The sequence below is a fragment of the Dactylosporangium aurantiacum genome (assembly GCF_000716715.1).
Classification (GTDB): Bacteria; Actinomycetota; Actinomycetes; order Mycobacteriales; family Micromonosporaceae; genus Dactylosporangium; species Dactylosporangium aurantiacum.
In genome coordinates, this window is sequence record NZ_JNYJ01000045.1 from 54987 (window position 1) to 71292 (window position 16306).

Annotated in this window: 11 protein-coding genes; 9 read left to right on the forward strand and 2 right to left on the reverse strand. The window is 75.2% G+C overall.

Going from position 1 to position 16306, the window contains the following annotated elements; translation table 11 throughout:
* Position 1: 1 nt before the first annotated feature.
* The 3 genes from OP18_RS39310 to OP18_RS39320 are packed head-to-tail and all read left to right on the forward strand — an operon-like array spanning position 2 to position 3539.
* A complete protein-coding gene (locus OP18_RS39310) occupies positions 2-1045 on the forward strand; it encodes a sugar ABC transporter substrate-binding protein (RefSeq protein ID WP_033364272.1) in 1044 nt (347 codons plus the stop codon).
* A complete protein-coding gene (locus OP18_RS39315; RefSeq protein WP_033364273.1) occupies positions 1045-2550 on the forward strand; it encodes a sugar ABC transporter ATP-binding protein in 1506 nt (501 codons plus the stop codon). The genes OP18_RS39310 and OP18_RS39315 overlap by 1 nt, the downstream gene beginning before the upstream one ends.
* Entirely contained in the window at positions 2547-3539 is a 993-nt protein-coding gene (locus OP18_RS39320) for an ABC transporter permease (RefSeq protein WP_033364274.1), read from the forward strand. Before OP18_RS39315 ends, OP18_RS39320 begins: the two co-directional genes overlap by 4 nt.
* Positions 3540-3622: 83 nt before the next feature.
* Here OP18_RS39320 and OP18_RS39325 read toward each other — a convergent pair whose 3' ends face one another.
* The gene (locus OP18_RS39325) at positions 3623-5764 is read right to left on the reverse strand and encodes a DUF4132 domain-containing protein (RefSeq protein ID WP_156090108.1); all 2142 of its coding nucleotides are present in this window, start codon (positions 5762-5764) and stop codon (positions 3623-3625) included.
* Positions 5765-5856: 92 nt separating this feature from the next.
* Between OP18_RS39325 and OP18_RS39330 the strand changes: the two genes are divergently transcribed.
* Positions 5857-6735: a tetratricopeptide repeat protein gene (locus OP18_RS39330; protein WP_052387997.1), complete on the forward strand. Its 879-nt coding sequence runs from the start codon at positions 5857-5859 to the stop codon at positions 6733-6735.
* Here the strand turns inward: OP18_RS39330 and OP18_RS39335 are convergent.
* Positions 6725-7486, reverse strand: coding sequence for an NACHT domain-containing protein (locus tag OP18_RS39335; RefSeq protein WP_033364275.1), 762 nt, complete (start codon positions 7484-7486; stop codon positions 6725-6727). The two genes, OP18_RS39330 and OP18_RS39335, sit on opposite strands and share 11 nt — an antisense overlap.
* Positions 7487-7532: 46 nt before the next feature.
* Here OP18_RS39335 and OP18_RS39340 point away from each other — a divergent pair, with 46 nt between their 5' ends.
* Genes OP18_RS39340 through OP18_RS39360 form a run of 5 tightly spaced genes read left to right on the forward strand, consistent with a single transcriptional unit; the run spans position 7533 to position 16152 of the window.
* Positions 7533-7898, forward strand: a complete 366-nt coding sequence (locus tag OP18_RS39340) for a CU044_2847 family protein (protein ID WP_063745712.1) — start codon at positions 7533-7535, stop codon at positions 7896-7898.
* Positions 7898-9151, forward strand: a complete 1254-nt coding sequence (locus tag OP18_RS39345; protein WP_033364276.1) for a S1 family peptidase — start codon at positions 7898-7900, stop codon at positions 9149-9151. The genes OP18_RS39340 and OP18_RS39345 overlap by 1 nt, the downstream gene beginning before the upstream one ends.
* Entirely contained in the window at positions 9151-10098 is a 948-nt protein-coding gene (locus OP18_RS39350; RefSeq protein ID WP_033364277.1) for an AAA family ATPase, read from the forward strand. The genes OP18_RS39345 and OP18_RS39350 overlap by 1 nt, the downstream gene beginning before the upstream one ends.
* A gap of 4 nt (positions 10099-10102) precedes the next feature.
* Positions 10103-11266 (forward strand): VWA domain-containing protein, encoded by a 1164-nt coding sequence (locus tag OP18_RS39355; protein ID WP_033364278.1) that lies wholly within the window; start codon positions 10103-10105, stop codon positions 11264-11266.
* The gene (locus OP18_RS39360; RefSeq protein WP_156090109.1) at positions 11263-16152 is read left to right on the forward strand and encodes an FtsK/SpoIIIE domain-containing protein; all 4890 of its coding nucleotides are present in this window, start codon (positions 11263-11265) and stop codon (positions 16150-16152) included. The genes OP18_RS39355 and OP18_RS39360 overlap by 4 nt, the downstream gene beginning before the upstream one ends.
* The last annotated feature ends 154 nt before the right edge of the window (positions 16153-16306 follow it).

Here is a 16306-nt window from a genome sequence, read left to right on the forward strand (position 1 = left end):
CATGAACCTGTTACGACCGGCCCTGCTGGCCACCGCCCTGGTCGTGTCCCTCGCCGCCTGCGACTCCGGCACCGCCCCGGGCACCGCCGCGTCCGGCGGCGCGCAGGGTGCCCCGATCGCGGTCGACCTGCCCCGCGCCGACTCCGACTTCTGGAACTCCTACGCGAAGTACATCCCGCGGTTCGCCAAGGACAGCGGGCTGAACCTGATGACGCCGACGAACTCGCAGAACGACATCGCGAAGCTGGTGGCGAACACGCAGGCGCTGACCAGCCAGGGCGCGAAGGCGATCGTGATGGCGCCGCAGGACACCGGCGCGATCGCGACCACGCTGGCGCAGCTGGAGCAGAGGAAGATCCCCGTCGTCGCCGTCGACACCCGCCCAGACAAGGGCAACGTGTACATGGTGGTCCGCGCCGACAACCGCGCGTACGGGCAGAAGGCGTGCGAGTTCCTCGGCGCGAAGCTCGGCGGCAAGGGCAAGGTGATCGAGTTCCAGGGCGCCCTGTCCAGCGTGAACGGCCGGGACCGCTCCGAGGCCTTCGCCGAGTGCATGAGCAGCAAGTTCCCCGGCATCACCGTCTTCGCCGAGCCGACGGACTGGGAGGGTGCCAAGGCCTCGGCCGCGCTGCAGACCCGCCTCGCCCAGCACCCCGACATCAACGGCATCTACATGCAGGCCGGCGGCGTGTTCCTGGCCCCGACGCTGCAGCTGCTGCGCACCAAGAACCTGCTGGTCCCGCCGAGCGACCCGAAGCACATCTTCGTCGTGTCCAACGACGGCATCCCGCAGGAGTTCGACGCGATCCGCAAGGGCGAGATCGACGCCACCGTGTCGCAGCCGGCCGATTTGTACGCCAAGTACGCGCTGTTCTACGCCAAGGCCGCGGTGGACGGCAGGACGTTCCAGCCCGGCAAGACCGACCACGGCAGCACCATCGTCCAGGTCCGCGACGGGCTCCTCGAGGACCAGCTGCCCGCCCCGCTCGTCACCAAGGACAACGTCGACGACTCGACGTTGTGGGGCAACCAGATCGGCAAGTGATGACCGACGCGACCGGCGCCTCCACCGCCCCGGCGGTGGAGGCCGTCCACACGAGCAAACGCTTCGGCGCCACCACGGCGCTGCACGACGTGTCGCTGGCGATCGCGCCCGGCAGCACCCACGCCCTCGTGGGCCGCAACGGCGCCGGCAAGTCGACGCTGGTGTCGCTGCTGACCGGGTTGCAGGGCCCGGACTCCGGCGCGGTGGCCTTCGACGGCCGCCCGGCGCCGCCGGTGTCGGACCGGGCCGCGTGGCGCAGCCGCGTCGCGTGTGTGTTCCAGCGGTCCACCATCATCCCGGACCTGTCGGTGGCGGAGAACCTGTTCCTCAACCGCCAGGGCGACCTGGTGCGCTGGGGCGCGCTGCGCCGGCGGGCGGCGCGGCTGCTGGAGGAGTACGCCGTCGACGTCGACCCGGCGGCCCGCGCCGGTGACCTCGGCGTCGAGCAGCGGCAGCTGGTGGAGATCGCGCGGGCGCTGTCGCAGGGCGCCCGCTTCATCATCCTCGACGAGCCGACCGCCCGGCTCGACGCGACCGCGATCGACCGGCTCTTCGGCCGGCTGCGGGCGCTGTCCGCGACCGGGGTGACGATGCTGTTCATCTCGCACCACCTGCAGGAGGTGTACGCGGTCTGCGACACGGTGACCGTGCTGCGCGACGCGCGGCACGTGCTGACCGCGCCGGTCGCCGACGTCGACCACGACGCGCTGGTCGCCGCGATGACGGGCGAGGCGGTGGGCCTCACCGCCGTCGAGCCGCGGCCACCGGTCGCCGCGGGCACCCCGGTCGCGCTGCGGCTGTCCGGGTTGACGCTGCGGGACTCGTACACCTCGATCGACGTCGACGTGCGCGCCGGCGAGATCGTCGGGGTCACCGGCTCCGGCAGCAGCGGCAAGGTCGCCCTGGCCGAGACGGTCGGCGGGCTGCGGCGGGCCACCGCCGGGACGGTCACGGTGGCCGGCAGGCCGGTGCCGCCGGGCAGCGTGCCGGCCGCGCTCGCCGCGGGGATCGGCCTGGTGCCGCAGGACCGGCACCGCGAAGGGCTCGTCCCGCTGCTGTCGGTGGCCGAGAACGCCACCCTGCCGATCGCCGCGTCGTTCGGCCCGCTCGGGTACGTCTCCCCGGGCCGGCGGACCGCGACCGCGCGGGCGTTCATCGACCGGTACGACATCCGCACGTCGGGGCCGTCGGCGCCGGTGAGCAGCCTGTCCGGCGGCAACGCGCAGAAGGTCGTGCTCGCCCGCGCCCTGAGCGCGTCGCCGTCGGTGCTCGTCCTGATCAACCCGACCGCCGGGGTCGACGTGCGTTCCAAGGAGTCCCTGCTCGGCGCGGTGCGCACCGCCGCCGGCGACGGCACCGCGGTGCTGATGGTCTCCGACGAGCTCGACGACCTGCGCCACTGCGACCGGGTCCTCGTCATGTTCCACGGCCGCGTCGTCGCGGCCCTGCCCGCAGGGTGGAGCGACACCGAGGTGGTCGCCGCCGTCGAAGGAGTCTCCCAATGACCACAGTCCCGGCCCGGCTGTCCGGGATCCGCCTGGCCAGGATGCGGGACCTGACCCTCGTCCCGGCGATCGTCGTGCTGCTCGTCGTCGGCGCCGTCGTCGACCCGGTGTTCCTGTCCAGCGCCAACATCGTCAACGTCCTGCAGCAGCAGACCGAGCTGTCGCTGCTGGTCCTCGCCGAGACGGTCATCCTGATCGGCGGCCGGTTCGACCTGTCACTGGAGTCGACCGTCGGGCTCGCCCCGGCGCTGGGCGTCGCGCTGGTCATCCCCGCCGCCAGCAACGGCCTCGGCACGTCGTGGCCCTCGGCCCTGGCGGTGCCGATCATCCTGCTGGTCGGGCTGCTCGTCGGCGCGCTCAACGGCCTGCTGATCCTGCGGTTCGGGCTGTCGGCGTTCATCGTGACGCTCGGCATGCTCATCGTGCTGCGGGGCCTGCAGATCGGCATCACCGGCGGGCAGAACCTGTTCGAGCTGCCGCCGTCGGTGCTGTACCTCGGCAACGCCACGTGGCTCGGGCTGCCGCTGTCGATCTGGCTGTGCGGCCTGCTGTTCGCCCTCGGCATCGCGGCGCTCGGCTGGTTCCGCCACGGCCGCGCGGTCTACGCCATCGGCGGCAACGTCGACGCGGCCCGCGCCGCCGGCATCCGCAGCGACCGGGTCATCTGGATCGTCTTCATGGTCGGCGGGGTCCTCGCCGCCCTGGCGGGCCTGCTGATGACCGGCCGGCTCGGCTCCGTCGCCGCCGCCCAGGGCCAGGGCATGATCTTCACCGTGTTCGCCGCGGCCGTCATCGGCGGCGTCAGCATGGACGGCGGCAAGGGCACCCTGTTCGGGGCGCTGTGCGGCGTGCTGGTCCTCGGCCTGATCAACAACATCCTGACCCTGGCGGGTGTCTCCGCCCAGTGGATCCAGGCGGTGTACGGCCTGATCATCCTCGTCGCGCTGATCCTGGCCCGGGTCACCACCGGCAAGGCGCAGGACTCGTAGCGCCGGCACGGACCGGCATGGTGGGCGGTGTCTTGGCGGTCACCGCCCACCATGCCCCGGCGCGTCGCCGGGGCGGACGGCCCTCAGTCGCCGGCCGCGCGCAGCTCGACCAGCACCTCCGACAAGGCCGCCGGGTCGCAGTCGCCGAACGGGACGTGCCGCGTGCGCCGCAGGTGGTCGGACCAGGCGTCGTCGACCCACAGCTCGGTGACGCGCTGCGGCGGGCCGCCGGTGGCGGACCAGGTGGTGATGCCCGGTTCCATCTCGGCCACCAGCGCGAGCCCGCCGGGCAGCCGGTGCCACAGCTGGGTGTGCAGGCGCTGTGCCGTGTCGTGCCCGTTGCCCTGCCAGCCGCGGCGCAGCAGCCCCAGCACGTGCTCCGCCGGCACCGGCCCGGGACCGGCCAGGCTGGTCGCGGCCCGCTCGGCCCCGGTCAGGACCACGACGGGACGGTGCAGTTGGGGCAGCGGCGGCAGGATCTCGTAGTCGGTGAACAGCCGGGTCCAGCGGGGCAGGTCGGTGCCCAGCTCGGCCGGGTGCACGACGCCGAGCGGCGCGTCCGGGTCGACCGTCGCGGTGCCGTCCTCGACGTCGGCGAACGTGCCGTCCTCGGCGATGCGCAGCGCCCGGACCAGCCGGGCGCCGGGGCCGTACTCGCCCCACAGCAGCCGCCGGGCGAGCGGCCCGAGGATCGGGTGCGGCAGCACGACCGCCGCCAGGTCCCGCGCCGGGCGGAGCCGGCGGGCGAGCATGTCCCGGTGCAGGCGCGCGACCTGGGCCGCCGCGGCCGCCCGCAGGTTCTTCCTGAACGTGGCGAACGTGTCGTACGCCGCCGGGTTCGTGTCCTTCGCGCCGGGCTTCGGCGGGCGGGCCAGCCGCCGCCCGGTGGCATCGACGACGTGCGCGGTGAGGTGCTCGTCGGCGATCACGGCGAAGGTCCGCGGCCCGTAGTCGAGGGTGATGCCCCGGTCGAGGCCGAGCGTCGGGGCGAGCCGGTCCGCCAGCTGCGTCACGGTCAGCCCGCGGCGCCCGGCGGCCTGGGTGAGGTAGACGGCGGCCCGTTCGTTCGTCGGCCCGCCCGACATGCCCTCCTCGATGGACAGCAGGTGCCGCAGCGCCGCGTCGGTGCCGGCCGTGGCCAGCACGGCGAGCCCGTCGATGGCCCGCGCCCACCGGCTGCGGGCGGGCCACGACCGGACCAGCGGGGCGAGCACGTCCATCGTGGCGTCGTCACCGACGTGCGCCTGCGCCAGCACCGCCCACGCGTGCCCGGCCGGCATGCCGTCGGCCAGCCAGCCCTCCAGCAGCGCCCGCCCGAGCCGGGCCAGGCCGGCGGGGTCGCAGGCGGCGATGAGCTTCTCCGCCTCCGGTGCCGGCGGCTCGACGAACGGCTGCGCGGCCGCCGACGACTCCACGGTCACCGGCATGCCGCCGTCCGGCGGTGCCGGGTCGCCGGGCGGCGGCTCGGGTGGCGCGTCCAGCCGCGACCAGGTGAGCGACCCGACGAGCCGCGCCACGTCGTCGGGCGGCATCGTGCCGCCGTCCGCCAGCGTGAGCTGCGGCAGCGCCCCGGGCCGGGCCCACGCCGGTGTCCTGCCGCCGCGGGCCGGCGGCGGCCCCCACAGGGGCACGTCGACACCGTGCCGGCGGGTGGCCCGCGCCACAGTCTCGGCGTGCCCGGTCGCGGTCAGGAACCGCAGCGCGTCCTCCGCCTGCTGGCGCGCCCGGCCGGGTCGCCCGGCCGCGGCCGGCGCGAGGGCCAGCGCGGCGGTCTCGGCGTGCCGGTGCAGCCACAGCCTGGCCCACAACCGGGCCGACCCGAGATGCCGCAGCCATCCGGCGACCAGCACGGCGGGCTCCGGCCCCCGGAACGGCAGCAGCAGCAGTCCGAGCCGGTCGGCGTCCTCCCCCGCGTCGCGCAGCGCGAGGGGCAGCGCGTCGAGCTCGAACCGGGCGACCGCGACCCGGTCGACGTCGAGGCGCGCCCGGTGCCGCAGCAGCACCAGCGACTTGCCCAGCAGCGCCCGCGCCGACGGCTCCGGCCCGCGGGCGACGAGCCAGGTCAGCTGCGCCTGCGTCAGGTCGGACAGGTGGTCGGCGCCGGTCACCGCGGTGACCCAGTCGGGCTGCTCACGGCCGTGCTCCAGCGCCGCGGCCCGCGACCACCACCGCTCCCGCTCACCGTCCTGCCACACCATGACGGTGCCCGGTACACCTGCCGCCATCGTCGCCGCCTCCCCCGCCGGTCCGCAGCCCGTATCCTGACGTATCCGCTATGCTCGATATGACGGACCGTCGGGGGACACGGGGGCACGCAATGGTCGACCAGCCGACCGCGGACAGCCTGTATCGGGACAGCGACCGCGGCATCGCCCTGTACCAGCAGGGCCGCTACCCCGAGGCGGCGGCGCTGCTGGAGCGGACCCTCGCCGCGTCGCGGCGGGTGCTCGGCCCCGACCACATCGACACCATCGCCCGGATCAGCTACCTGGCGATCGTGCTGTGGGGCATGGGCCGGCTCGACGACGCGCTCGCCATCCAGCGCGAGGCGGTCGAGGCGTCCGAGCGGGTGCTGGGCCGCGAGCACCAGGACACCCTCGCCGCCCGCAACAACCTGGCGATGATCCTGACGGACCTCGGCTCGCCGGCCGAGGCGGCCCGCATCCACCGGGATCTGCTCACGACGAAGGAACGGGTCCTCGGCCGCCACCACCCCGACATCCTCAACACCGTGGTCAACCTCGGCGCCTCCTACGGGGCGCTCGGCAACCACCGCGACGCCCTCACGATCAACACCCGGGCGCTGGCCATGGCCGAGCAGTCCCTCGGCCGGGAACACCCGTCCACCCTGACGATCCGCAACAACGTGGCGGTGAACACCAGCGAGGTCCACGGTCACGCCCGGGCCGTCCCGCTGCACGAGACGAACCTGACCCTGCGCCGCCGGGTCCACGGCCCGGACCACCCCGACACCCTGCAGAGCGGCCACAACCTGGGCGTGTGCTACCGCGAGGCCGGCCGCCCCGCGGAGTCGGCCCAGCTGCTGACCGACACGCTGCGCCGGTTCACCCGCACCCTCGGCGCCGCCCACCCGAGCACCCTGAAGTGCCGCGACAGCCTCGCGAAGACCTACGACCGCCTGGGCCGCCCCGGCGACGCCGAGACCATCCGCGACGGCGGCACCGTCACCCCGTGACCGCGGGTCTCGGGGCATCGGCTTCGAAGTCTTCCGCCTCACGTCGTGCGCTCAGGGAGGAAGGCAGCATATCCGCGTACTCCAGTACCGCAGCGATCCGGACCAACGCGAGGCGGGGCGCGGTCAGATTTACCATTCGCCGCACCAGCCAGGTGATGAACGCTCCGTGACAGGCCTCGGCGAGCCGGACCGCACCGATCGGGTCCTCCTCGGCGTACGCCACGAACATCTGGACCAGCCGCAGCCGGGACAGCCACGGACCGCCGAACGTCTCGCCCGTGGTGAGGAAGGCGTGCTCCTGCCGGACGTACCGAGACCAGCCGACCGGGTCGTACACCTGGCTCTGCGGCACGCAGCGGCCATAGAGCTCCATGTCGGCCAGTTCCAGCACGTCGGCGAGGGCAGCGCGGCGGCGGGCGGTCGGCAGCAGCGCCACCGCGAACGGGATCACCTCCATGAGCCTGGTCCGGCCGGCGGGGTCCGGGGACGCTGCCAACGTGCGTTGCGTGGCCATCAGCCGGTCCCAGCCGTCGGGGTCGACCTGGGCGGCGCAGAACGCCGCGAGGTACTCGCAGATGGTCTGGTGGATGAAGTTGTACGTCTCACCGGGCCGGCTCTGCGCGAAGATGCCGGTGGCGATCTCCCGGTCGGCCAGGACCACCTCCGCGTCTGCGGTGTGGGTCAGCTCGGCCGTGATGGCGACGGCACGGTCCCAGGACAGCAGGTTGGTGTGCTGCCGCGGGTCCGTCATGGCCGCGCGGATAGTGAGTGGATGCACAGGACGGTACGGTGTCGCCATGAGTGAGGCGGCGGTGGCGGATTCGGTTGTGGTGCAGGTGGTCGACGTCGCCGGGGGGCGGGAGATCTCGTGGGGCGACGGGGCCGTGGAGCGGCTGCGGGACCGGCTGTCGGACGTGCAGGCGGCGGTCGTGGCCGGGGTGCGGGCCGTCGCGGCGAACGTGACGCCGGACCTGTCGGGGTGGGAGGTCGCCGAGCTGCAGGCGAAGTTCGGGGTCACGCTCACCGCCGAGGCCGGCGTGGTGGTGTCGCGGGCGACCACCGGGGCGACGTTCGAGGTGACCGTCACGCTGCGGCGGGCGGCGCACCAGACGGTGGACCCGAGCGGCCCGGGCGACCAGGGCGGCCCGGCCGGTCAGGGCTGATGATCGACGGGCGGATCGTCGCCGGGGCGGCGGACCTGGGTAGCGGGTTCTGCCTGACGGACCGGATCGTCGCGACGGCGGCGCACGTGGTGCGGCACCGCGGGCCGCAGGAGCTGGAGTTCGTCACGGCGGCCGGGGTACGGCTGGCGGTCGAGGCCGTCCACGCGGACCCGGCGATCGACGTGGCGACGCTGCGGGTCGCGGAGTCGCTGGCGATCGTGCCGGCCTTGACGCACGCGGTGCTGCGCGCCGAGTGGCGGGTGACGGCCCGCCCCCGCGACCACGACGCGCAGCTCACCGGGACGGTGACCGCGACCGACCACCTGGTCGTCAACCAGGGCGGGCACGAGATGACGGTGCTGCAGCTGCACGTGGCGCAGGCGCTGCGCGACTACCGCGGGTACTCCGGCAGCGCGGTCACCGTCGACGGCGCGGTCGTCGGGGTGCTGGTCGAGCAGGTGCCGGAGCGGGTCGCCGCGGGCGATGGCCGGCGCGCCGCGGCGAACGTGCTGTACGCGGTGCCCGTCGCCCAGGTGGTGCGGCGCTTCCGGCTCGGCGTCGCGGTCGGCCGGGCCGACCGGGGCGACCAGGTGCTGCCCGTGCACCAGCTGCTGGACACCGCGTACTTCGACCTGGACCAGCTCAAGACGGCGATCCTGGAGGCGGTGGCGGCCGCCGGCGGGCGGTTCCTGGTCTTCGGTGTCGACGCCGGCGAGCAGGCCGTGGTGGAGAACCTGTGCGCGTGGCTGCGCCAGTACGTGGGTGAGACGGCCCGGCAGCACTGGCTGGACCTGAGCGCCGAGCTGCACTCCGTCGACACGGCGGTGCGGGCGGTGACCCGGTACACCGGGGTGCTCGAGGCACGCAACGTGATCTGCCCGGTGGCGGTGCGGGGCGCGCCCGCCGCCGACGTCGCCGAGCTGGTGCGCCGGGTCCGGGAGGCGTACGGGCGGCCGAAGCGCTGGTGCATGCTGTTCCTGCTGGGGGTGCCGGCGGGCGGGTTCCCGGACGGGGTGACGGCGCTGCCCCGGCCGCGGTTCGCGCGCCGCGACGTGGAGCGGTGGGCGGCGCACGTGACGGTGTCGAAGCGCTGGCCGCGCCCCCTCGCGGCGGCGTGGACGACGCACATCGTCGGTCGCGTCGGCGAGGAGCTCGACGTGCGGTACACGTACGAGGAGCTCGCCGACTGCATCGACCGTGTCCGGCACCAGCCGGACGAGCTGCGCGGCTACCTCGAGGACCTGGAGGCCTGATGCTCACCCGTCACAGCGTCGACACGTCGCTGCGGTACGACCGGCTCGCGCAGCTGCCGGACCGGCGCGAGATCGAGGTCGCCGGCGAGCCGCCCGCGCCGGACCGGCCGCGCACCCAGGAGCGGACCCGGGAGCCGTACCTCGCCTCCGTGGAGCTGGAGGAGGCGGTCAACGTCGCGATCGCGCTCGGCCGCCCGCTGCTGCTGCAGGGCGACCCGGGCGCCGGCAAGACCCGCCTGGCGCACGCCGTGTCCTACGCGCTGGGGCTGCCGCTGGAGGAGGCGTACGTCAAGTCGACCAGCCGCGGCCAGGACCTGCTGTACACGTACGACGCGGTCCGCCGCCTGTACGACACGCAGACCGGCCGCGGTGCCGGGCGCTTCGGCCGGCCGGCCCCGGGCGACGGCGACTACGTGCGGCTCGGCCCGCTCGGCCGGGCGATCGTGCGGGCCGGGCACGGCCGCCGCTCGATGGTGCTCATCGACGAGATCGACAAGGCCGACATCGACTTCCCCAACGACCTGCTGCGGGAGCTGGACCAGCTGGCGTTCGACGTGGCCGAGGTGCCCGGCGTGCGGCACGCGGTGCCGGTGGACCGGCCCGACCTGCGGCCGGTGATCGTGGTGACGAACAACGAGGAGAAGGCGCTGCCGGCGGCGTTCCTGCGCCGCTGCGTGTTCCACCACGTGCGGTTCCCGGCCACCACGGCGGAGCTCGACGCGATCCTCGCCCTGCACGGCATCGGCGACGTCCAGCTGCGCGAAGAGGCGATCGGGACGCTGCACCGGCTGCGGGGCATGGACCTGGCGAAGAAGCCGGGCCTCAGCGAGCTGCTGGACTGGGTCAGCTACCTGCAGGCCACCGGTGTGCGGCCCGGCGACGGGCGGCTGCCGTACGCGGGGGTGCTCATCAAGCAGCACGCCGACGCGCTGCGGCTGGAGCGCTGAGCCGGTGCCGCCGTTCGTGTACGCGGTCATCGACCAGCTGCGCCGCCGTGGGCTGCCGCTCGGCGTCGACGACTGCGACGCGCTGCGCCGGGCCCTCGCCGCCGGGTTCGGCTGGACGTCCGGCGACGCGCTGGCGGAGCTGTGCGTGACGCTGTGGGCGAAGACCGCCGCGGAGGCCGACACGGTCCGGGCCGCGTTCGCCCGGGTCGACGCTCCCCAGTGGACACTGGCCGCGGCGCCGGCACGGCCGCCGGCCGCCCCGAGTGACCCGGCCGGACCTGCCGGACCCGTGCCGCCGGTCGCGGACGGCCCGGCGCCCGCGGCGGCCGACCCCGAGCCCGTCCGGCCGCCGGCCGCCGCGCCCGGCCGGGGGCTGCCGGCGGCGCCGCCCGGCACCGGACGCGTCGACACCACGCTGGTGCTCACGCCGCAGTACCCGCTGACCGAACGCGAGATCGTCCAGGTGTGGCGGGGGCTGCGCCGCCCGACCCGGCACGGGCCGCCGGTCGAGCTGGACGTCGAGGAGACCCTGCGCCGCTCGGCGTGGCTCGGCGTGCGGGTGCCGCCGGTGCTCGTCCCGGCCCGCCGCAACACCACGCGGCTGCTGCTGCTGGTGGACCGGCAGGGGTCGATGGCGCCGTTCCACCGGTACGTCGAGCACGTCGAGCACGCGGTCCGGCGGGCCGGGCGGCTCAGCGCGCTCACCGTCGCCTACTTCCACAACACCGTCGGGGCGGCCGACGCCGCGCTGCTGGACCGGCTGCCGGACCCGTTCGACCCGGCCGTCGACGCGGTCCTGCCCGACGTCGAGCCGCTGGACGACGGCACCCTGTACCACGACGCCGCGCTGACCTCGCCGGTGCCGCTGCGCGACGTGCTGGCCGCGGTGACCGCGTCGACCGGCGCCGCGGTCATCAGCGACGCCGGCGCGGCCCGCGGCGGCCACAGCCCGGCCCGGCTGCTGGACACCGTCGCGTTCGGCAAGGCGCTGCGCCGCGCGGCCGGCGCCGTCACCTGGCTCAACCCGGTGCCGCCGACGCGGTGGCGGCGCAGCACCGCGGAGCAGGTCGCCCGGCACCTGCCGATGTTCCCGCTGACCCGTGCCGGCATGTACCAGGCGGTCGACGTGCTGCGCGGCCGGCCGTTCCCGGTGGCGAGGCCGCTGTGACCTGGTTGCGCTCGTCCCCGGTGGCGGCCGCCCTCGCCGCCGCCCGGGACCGGCTGCCCGCGGGCGCGTTGGAGCTGGCCTGCCACGCGGCCGTCCCGGTAGCGGTCGACGCCGGCCTGCTGCACCTGCTGCGGGTCAACTTCTTCCTCGACCCGCCGGTCGTGCTGCCGTTCGAGGCGGAGGCGGCGGTGCTGCTGTCGCCGCTGTTCCGCGAGGTCGGCGAGGACCTGTACGAGATCGACCCGGCGCTGCGCGACGCCCTGCTCGCCGCCCTCGTCGCCCGGTTCGGTCCCGAACGGCCGGCGCGGGTCGCGGTGCTGCTGGAGCAGTACACCGACCAGCACCAGACGTGGCATGCCCAGCCGGAGCTGGAGCACGCCCAGCGGCTCACCGCCCTGAACCTCGTCGATCCGGCGCGGGCCGCGGACTGGCTGGCCGCGAACCGCGCCGCCGCCGGCGGGCCGGCGCTGACCCGCGAGTGGTTCGTCGCCATGTCCGGGCGGCTGCGCCCGCGCCCCACGCTGGACCAGCAGGTCCGCGCCGCGGTCGACAACGCCTACGCTGGAGACGGCGAGGCGCGCCTGCGGGCGGTGGCCGATCTCGGCGACCTCGCCCTGCTGCCGGGCGCCGACGTGCGCGCGATCGCCGTCTCGCTGGAGTACGCCGGCCGCGACGGGGACCCGCCGACCCGGCGGCTGGCGCAGGCCGTCCTGGACACCGTGCGCCGGCTGGTGCCGCCGCCACCGCCGCGGCCGCTCGTGGCGGAGACCGCCGACAGCTACGAGGCGGTGCCGTTCCCGTCCCTGCACGGCATCGACCCGCTGACGTTCGACCCGGCCAGCCACTGGGCCGCGCCGACCCTCACCGTGCCGATCGGCAGTGACCCGGACGGCCGCCCGGTCGTGCTCGACCTGAACGACTCCAGCCGCGGCGGCGCCGGCCCCCACGGACTGCTCGTCGGCGCGACCGGCGCGGGCAAGTCGGAGCTGGTGCGCGCGATCATCCTCGGCCTCGCCGTCACGCACAGCCCGACCGCGCTCAACGTCCTGCCCGTCACCTTCCTCGGCCGGGACACGTTCGCCGGCCTGGAGTCCCTGCCGCACGTCGCCGGCATGGCCATCGAGCTCGCCGACGACGGGGCGCTGCTCGACCGGCTCGGCGAGGTCGTGCTGGGCGAGATCCGCCGCCGGCAGGAGCAGTCGGCGCGGCGCCATCCGGCGCTGCTCATCGTCGTGGACGAGTTCGGCGAGCTGCTCACCGCCGACCCGTCCGTCATCGAGCTGCTCGTCATGGTCGGGCGGGTCGGCCGTTCGCTCGGCATCCACCTGCTGCTCGCCGGCCAGCGGGTCGAGGAGGGCCGGCTGCGCGGCCTGGACACATACCTGACCTACCGCCTCGCCCTGCGCACCGCGTCGGCGGCCGAGTCGCGGGTCGTGCTGCGCGGCCCGGAGGCGTTCCACCTGCCCGCCTCCCCCGGGCACGGCTACCTGTGGGCCAAGACGGACGACAGCGTGCGCCGGTTCCGGGGCACGCCGGTGTCGGTGCCCTATCCGCCGCCGCCACCGTCGTGGGACGCCGTCCTCGACCCGTACGGCCACCGCGGCCAGACGCTGCTCGAGCTGCTGGTCGCCCGGACGGCCGGGCACGGCGACCGGGCGCGGGAGCTGTGGCTGCCGCCGCTGCCGACCCGGCTGGCGATCGGTGACCTGCCCGCCACCGCGGTCACCATCGGCGATGTGGACGTGCCCGGCGAACACCAGATCCGGACGTACGCCGTCGACCTGTCCGGCGACTCGGGGCACCTCGCGATCGTCGGCGAGCGCGGCACGGGCAGGACCACTGCGCTGCTGACCGTGGTGACGGCGCTGGCGCGCCTATCGCGGCCGGTGAGCGTGTACTGCGTCGGCGGCGGGCTCGGCAGCCTGATCAACCTGCCCGAGGTGATCGACGTCTTCGCGGCCGACGACCATGACGCCGTCGCCGACCTGCTCGCGTCGCTGCCGCGGGCCACGACCGGCGACGCGGTGCTCGTCGTCGACGGCTGGTCCGCCGTCCTGCGCGCCCACCCGGCCCTGGCCGACCTGGTGTCCGCCGGCCGGACCGTCATCGTCGCCGCGGACGAGGCATGGAGCCGGTTCGACGGGCACCTCGCCGCGTTCGGCACGCTCATCGAGCTGCACCTGGCCGACCCGGCGACGTCGCGGATCTCGGTCGCCGCGGCGCGCCGGCTGCGGTACGGCGTGCCGGGCCGGGCCCTGGTCGCCGACGGGCTCCAGCTGCAGATCGCCCTGCCGGTCGGCCACCTCGGCGGCGACCACGACGCGTACCTGCGCCAGCTAGCCGGCCCGAACCGCGGGTATCCACGGGTCAGGCTCGGCACGTACACCGACGGCAGCGACTGCTTCGTCGACTTCACCGAGCACCCGCACCTGCTCGTCTTCGGCGGGGTGCCCGAGGACCGCGCGGCGATCCGGGCGGCGATCTCCCGGACCGTCACCGGCGAGGTCGTCGGCGCGGAAGCGGCCGGACGCGTCGCCGAGGAGCTGCGCCGGTCGCTCGAGCTCCGCACGCGCCGCGCCGACCTGTGGGTGGTCGCCGACGGCAACCTGGACCTGCTGACGCCCCTGGTCGAGTTCCTGCCGTACGCCCGGGACCTGCGCCTGCACGTGGTCACGCTCACCTCGTCGCGGACCGACGCCGCGGTGCTGACCCGGCTGGCGTCGCTGGGCACCCCGACACTCGTGGTGTTCCGGGAACCCGGCGGGGACGCCACCGCCGAGCTGATGTCGCACGACCGCCCGCCGGTGCGGGTACGGCTCGACCGGGCCTCGGCGGTCTTCGACCTGTGGACGTTCCACCCCACGGAGGCCTGGGCGGCGGGCGGCGACCTGACCGCGGAGATCGGCGTGGACCCGGACGGCGCACCGGTCCGGCTCGACCTGCACGCGCAGCGGCACGGCATCGTCATCGACTCGTCCGGCTCCGGGGTGTCGGCGCTGCTGCGGTCGATCGTGCTCGGCCTCGCCGCCCGCAACAGCCCGACCGTGCTCAGCATGCTGCTCGTGGACCCGCACGACGGCGGGTTCGGCGGTCTCGAGGCGCTGCCGCACCTGGCCGGCCTGGCCACCGGCCTCGGCGCCGATCCCGCGCTGCCGGACCGTCTGCTGGACGTCGTCGCCGCCGAGGCCCGGCGCCGGCGGGACCAGCCGCCGCGCGACCGGCACCTGCTGATCGTCGTCGACGGGTTCGACGAGCTGCTCGACGCCGCTCCCGCGCTGGCCGACACGCTCGCGGCGGCCACCGGAGCTCCCGGCATCCACCTGCTGCTGGCGAGCCGGCGCCCGCTGGACAGCCTGCCCGGCACCCTGGCGACGCGCCTGGCGTACGAGCTCCTCCTGGACGACTCCGACCCGGGACACGTCTCGCTGCGGGCCGGCGGCGGCACCGCCCGCCGGTTCCGGACCTGGCCCGAACCGGACACGGTGCACCTCCTCGTCATCCGGATGGCCGGGCACGGCGACCGGGTCCGGCAGGTGTGGCTGCCGCCGCTGCCGGCTCGGATCGCCCTCGGCGCGTTGCCCACCTCCGGCGGTGTGCCGCTCGGCGAGGTCGACGTGCCCGACGTGCCGCTGCGGACCCCGTACTTCGTGGACGTGTCCGGCCACGTCGCGATCGTCGGCGGGCCCGGCAGCGGCCGCACCACCGCCCTGCAGACCCTGGTGACCGCCCTCGCCCGCGAGGCTTCCCCGCGGCACGTGTACTGCATCGGCGGCGGCCTCAACACGGTGGCCGCCCTGCCGTACGTCGGCGGCGTCTTCCACCGGCACGACACGCCGGCGGTGCGCCGGCTGCTCGCCTTCCTGCTGCGCCGCCCGCTGTTCCAGGAGCCGCCGGTGCTGCTGGTGGTCGACGGCTGGGCACAGGTCGCCGCCGAGCACCCCGACCTGCCCCGCCTGCTCTTCGAAGGCCGCGCCGTCATCGTGGCCACGGACGACCGCTGGCGCCGCTTCACCGCCGAGCACCTCGCCGCGTTCAGCACGTTCGTGGAGCTGCGCCTGGCCGACCCGTCGACCTCGAAGATCTCGGTCCTGGACGCCCGCCGCGTCCCCACCGGTACCCCCGGCCGCGGCCTGGCCGGCGACGGGCTGGCGCTGCAGGTCGCCGCGCCGGTCAGGTCGCTGGACGCGTGGGCCACGGCGCCGGGCTCCGCCGGGGCTGCGGTCGCGCCGGATCCCGAGCGGGCGCACCGGGCGTACGTGGCGGCCCACCACGCGTACGTCGCCGAGCTGGCGGCGGCATGGACCGGCCCACCGGCGCCCCGGGTGGAGCCGGACCTGCGCCTGCGCCTCGGCGACTTCGCGGACGACGACAGCGACTTCGTGGTGGACTTCGCCCGTGACCCGCACCTGCTGCTGCTCGGCGCCCCGCTCCACGCGTCGCCGCTGCTGCTGCGGATCGCCGCCTGGGCCGCGGCCGTGGTCACCGACGTCGACATCGTCGCGGACGTCGACGGCGCAGGCGCCGACGCGCGCGTGCTCGCCACCGCTCACCGGCTGCGGGCCAGGCTGCCGGGGCCCGACGTCACCCCCGACCAGCGACGGCGCCGTTCGTGGTGGACCGGCCCCGAGATCTGGCTGATCACGTCCGCCGACGCGCCCGACCGGCTCGCGCCGCTGACCGAGCTCCTGCCGCTGGCCCGCGACCTCGGCTTCCACCTCGTCCTCGCGCTGCCCCCGTCAGCGGCCGACGACCCGTCACCCACCATGACCGCCCTGCGCGACCTGGACCCGCCGATCATCACGATGCTGCCCACCGCGGCCGGCGCGGCGCGTACGTCACTCGTCCGAGCTGGGCGGCGCCGCCCGCTGCTGCTGTTCGACGACTGACAGCGCCCGCCTTCCACCGCCGCCCCGCGCTGCCGTAACGCGGTGGATCGCTGTTGTCAGGGAGCCTGTTGCGTTTTCGGTATGTGTGGATAGTTCCGCTTTCGCGGTACTCGATCGATCATTGGGTATGGCGAAGCAGTTCCGTCCGGTGGAT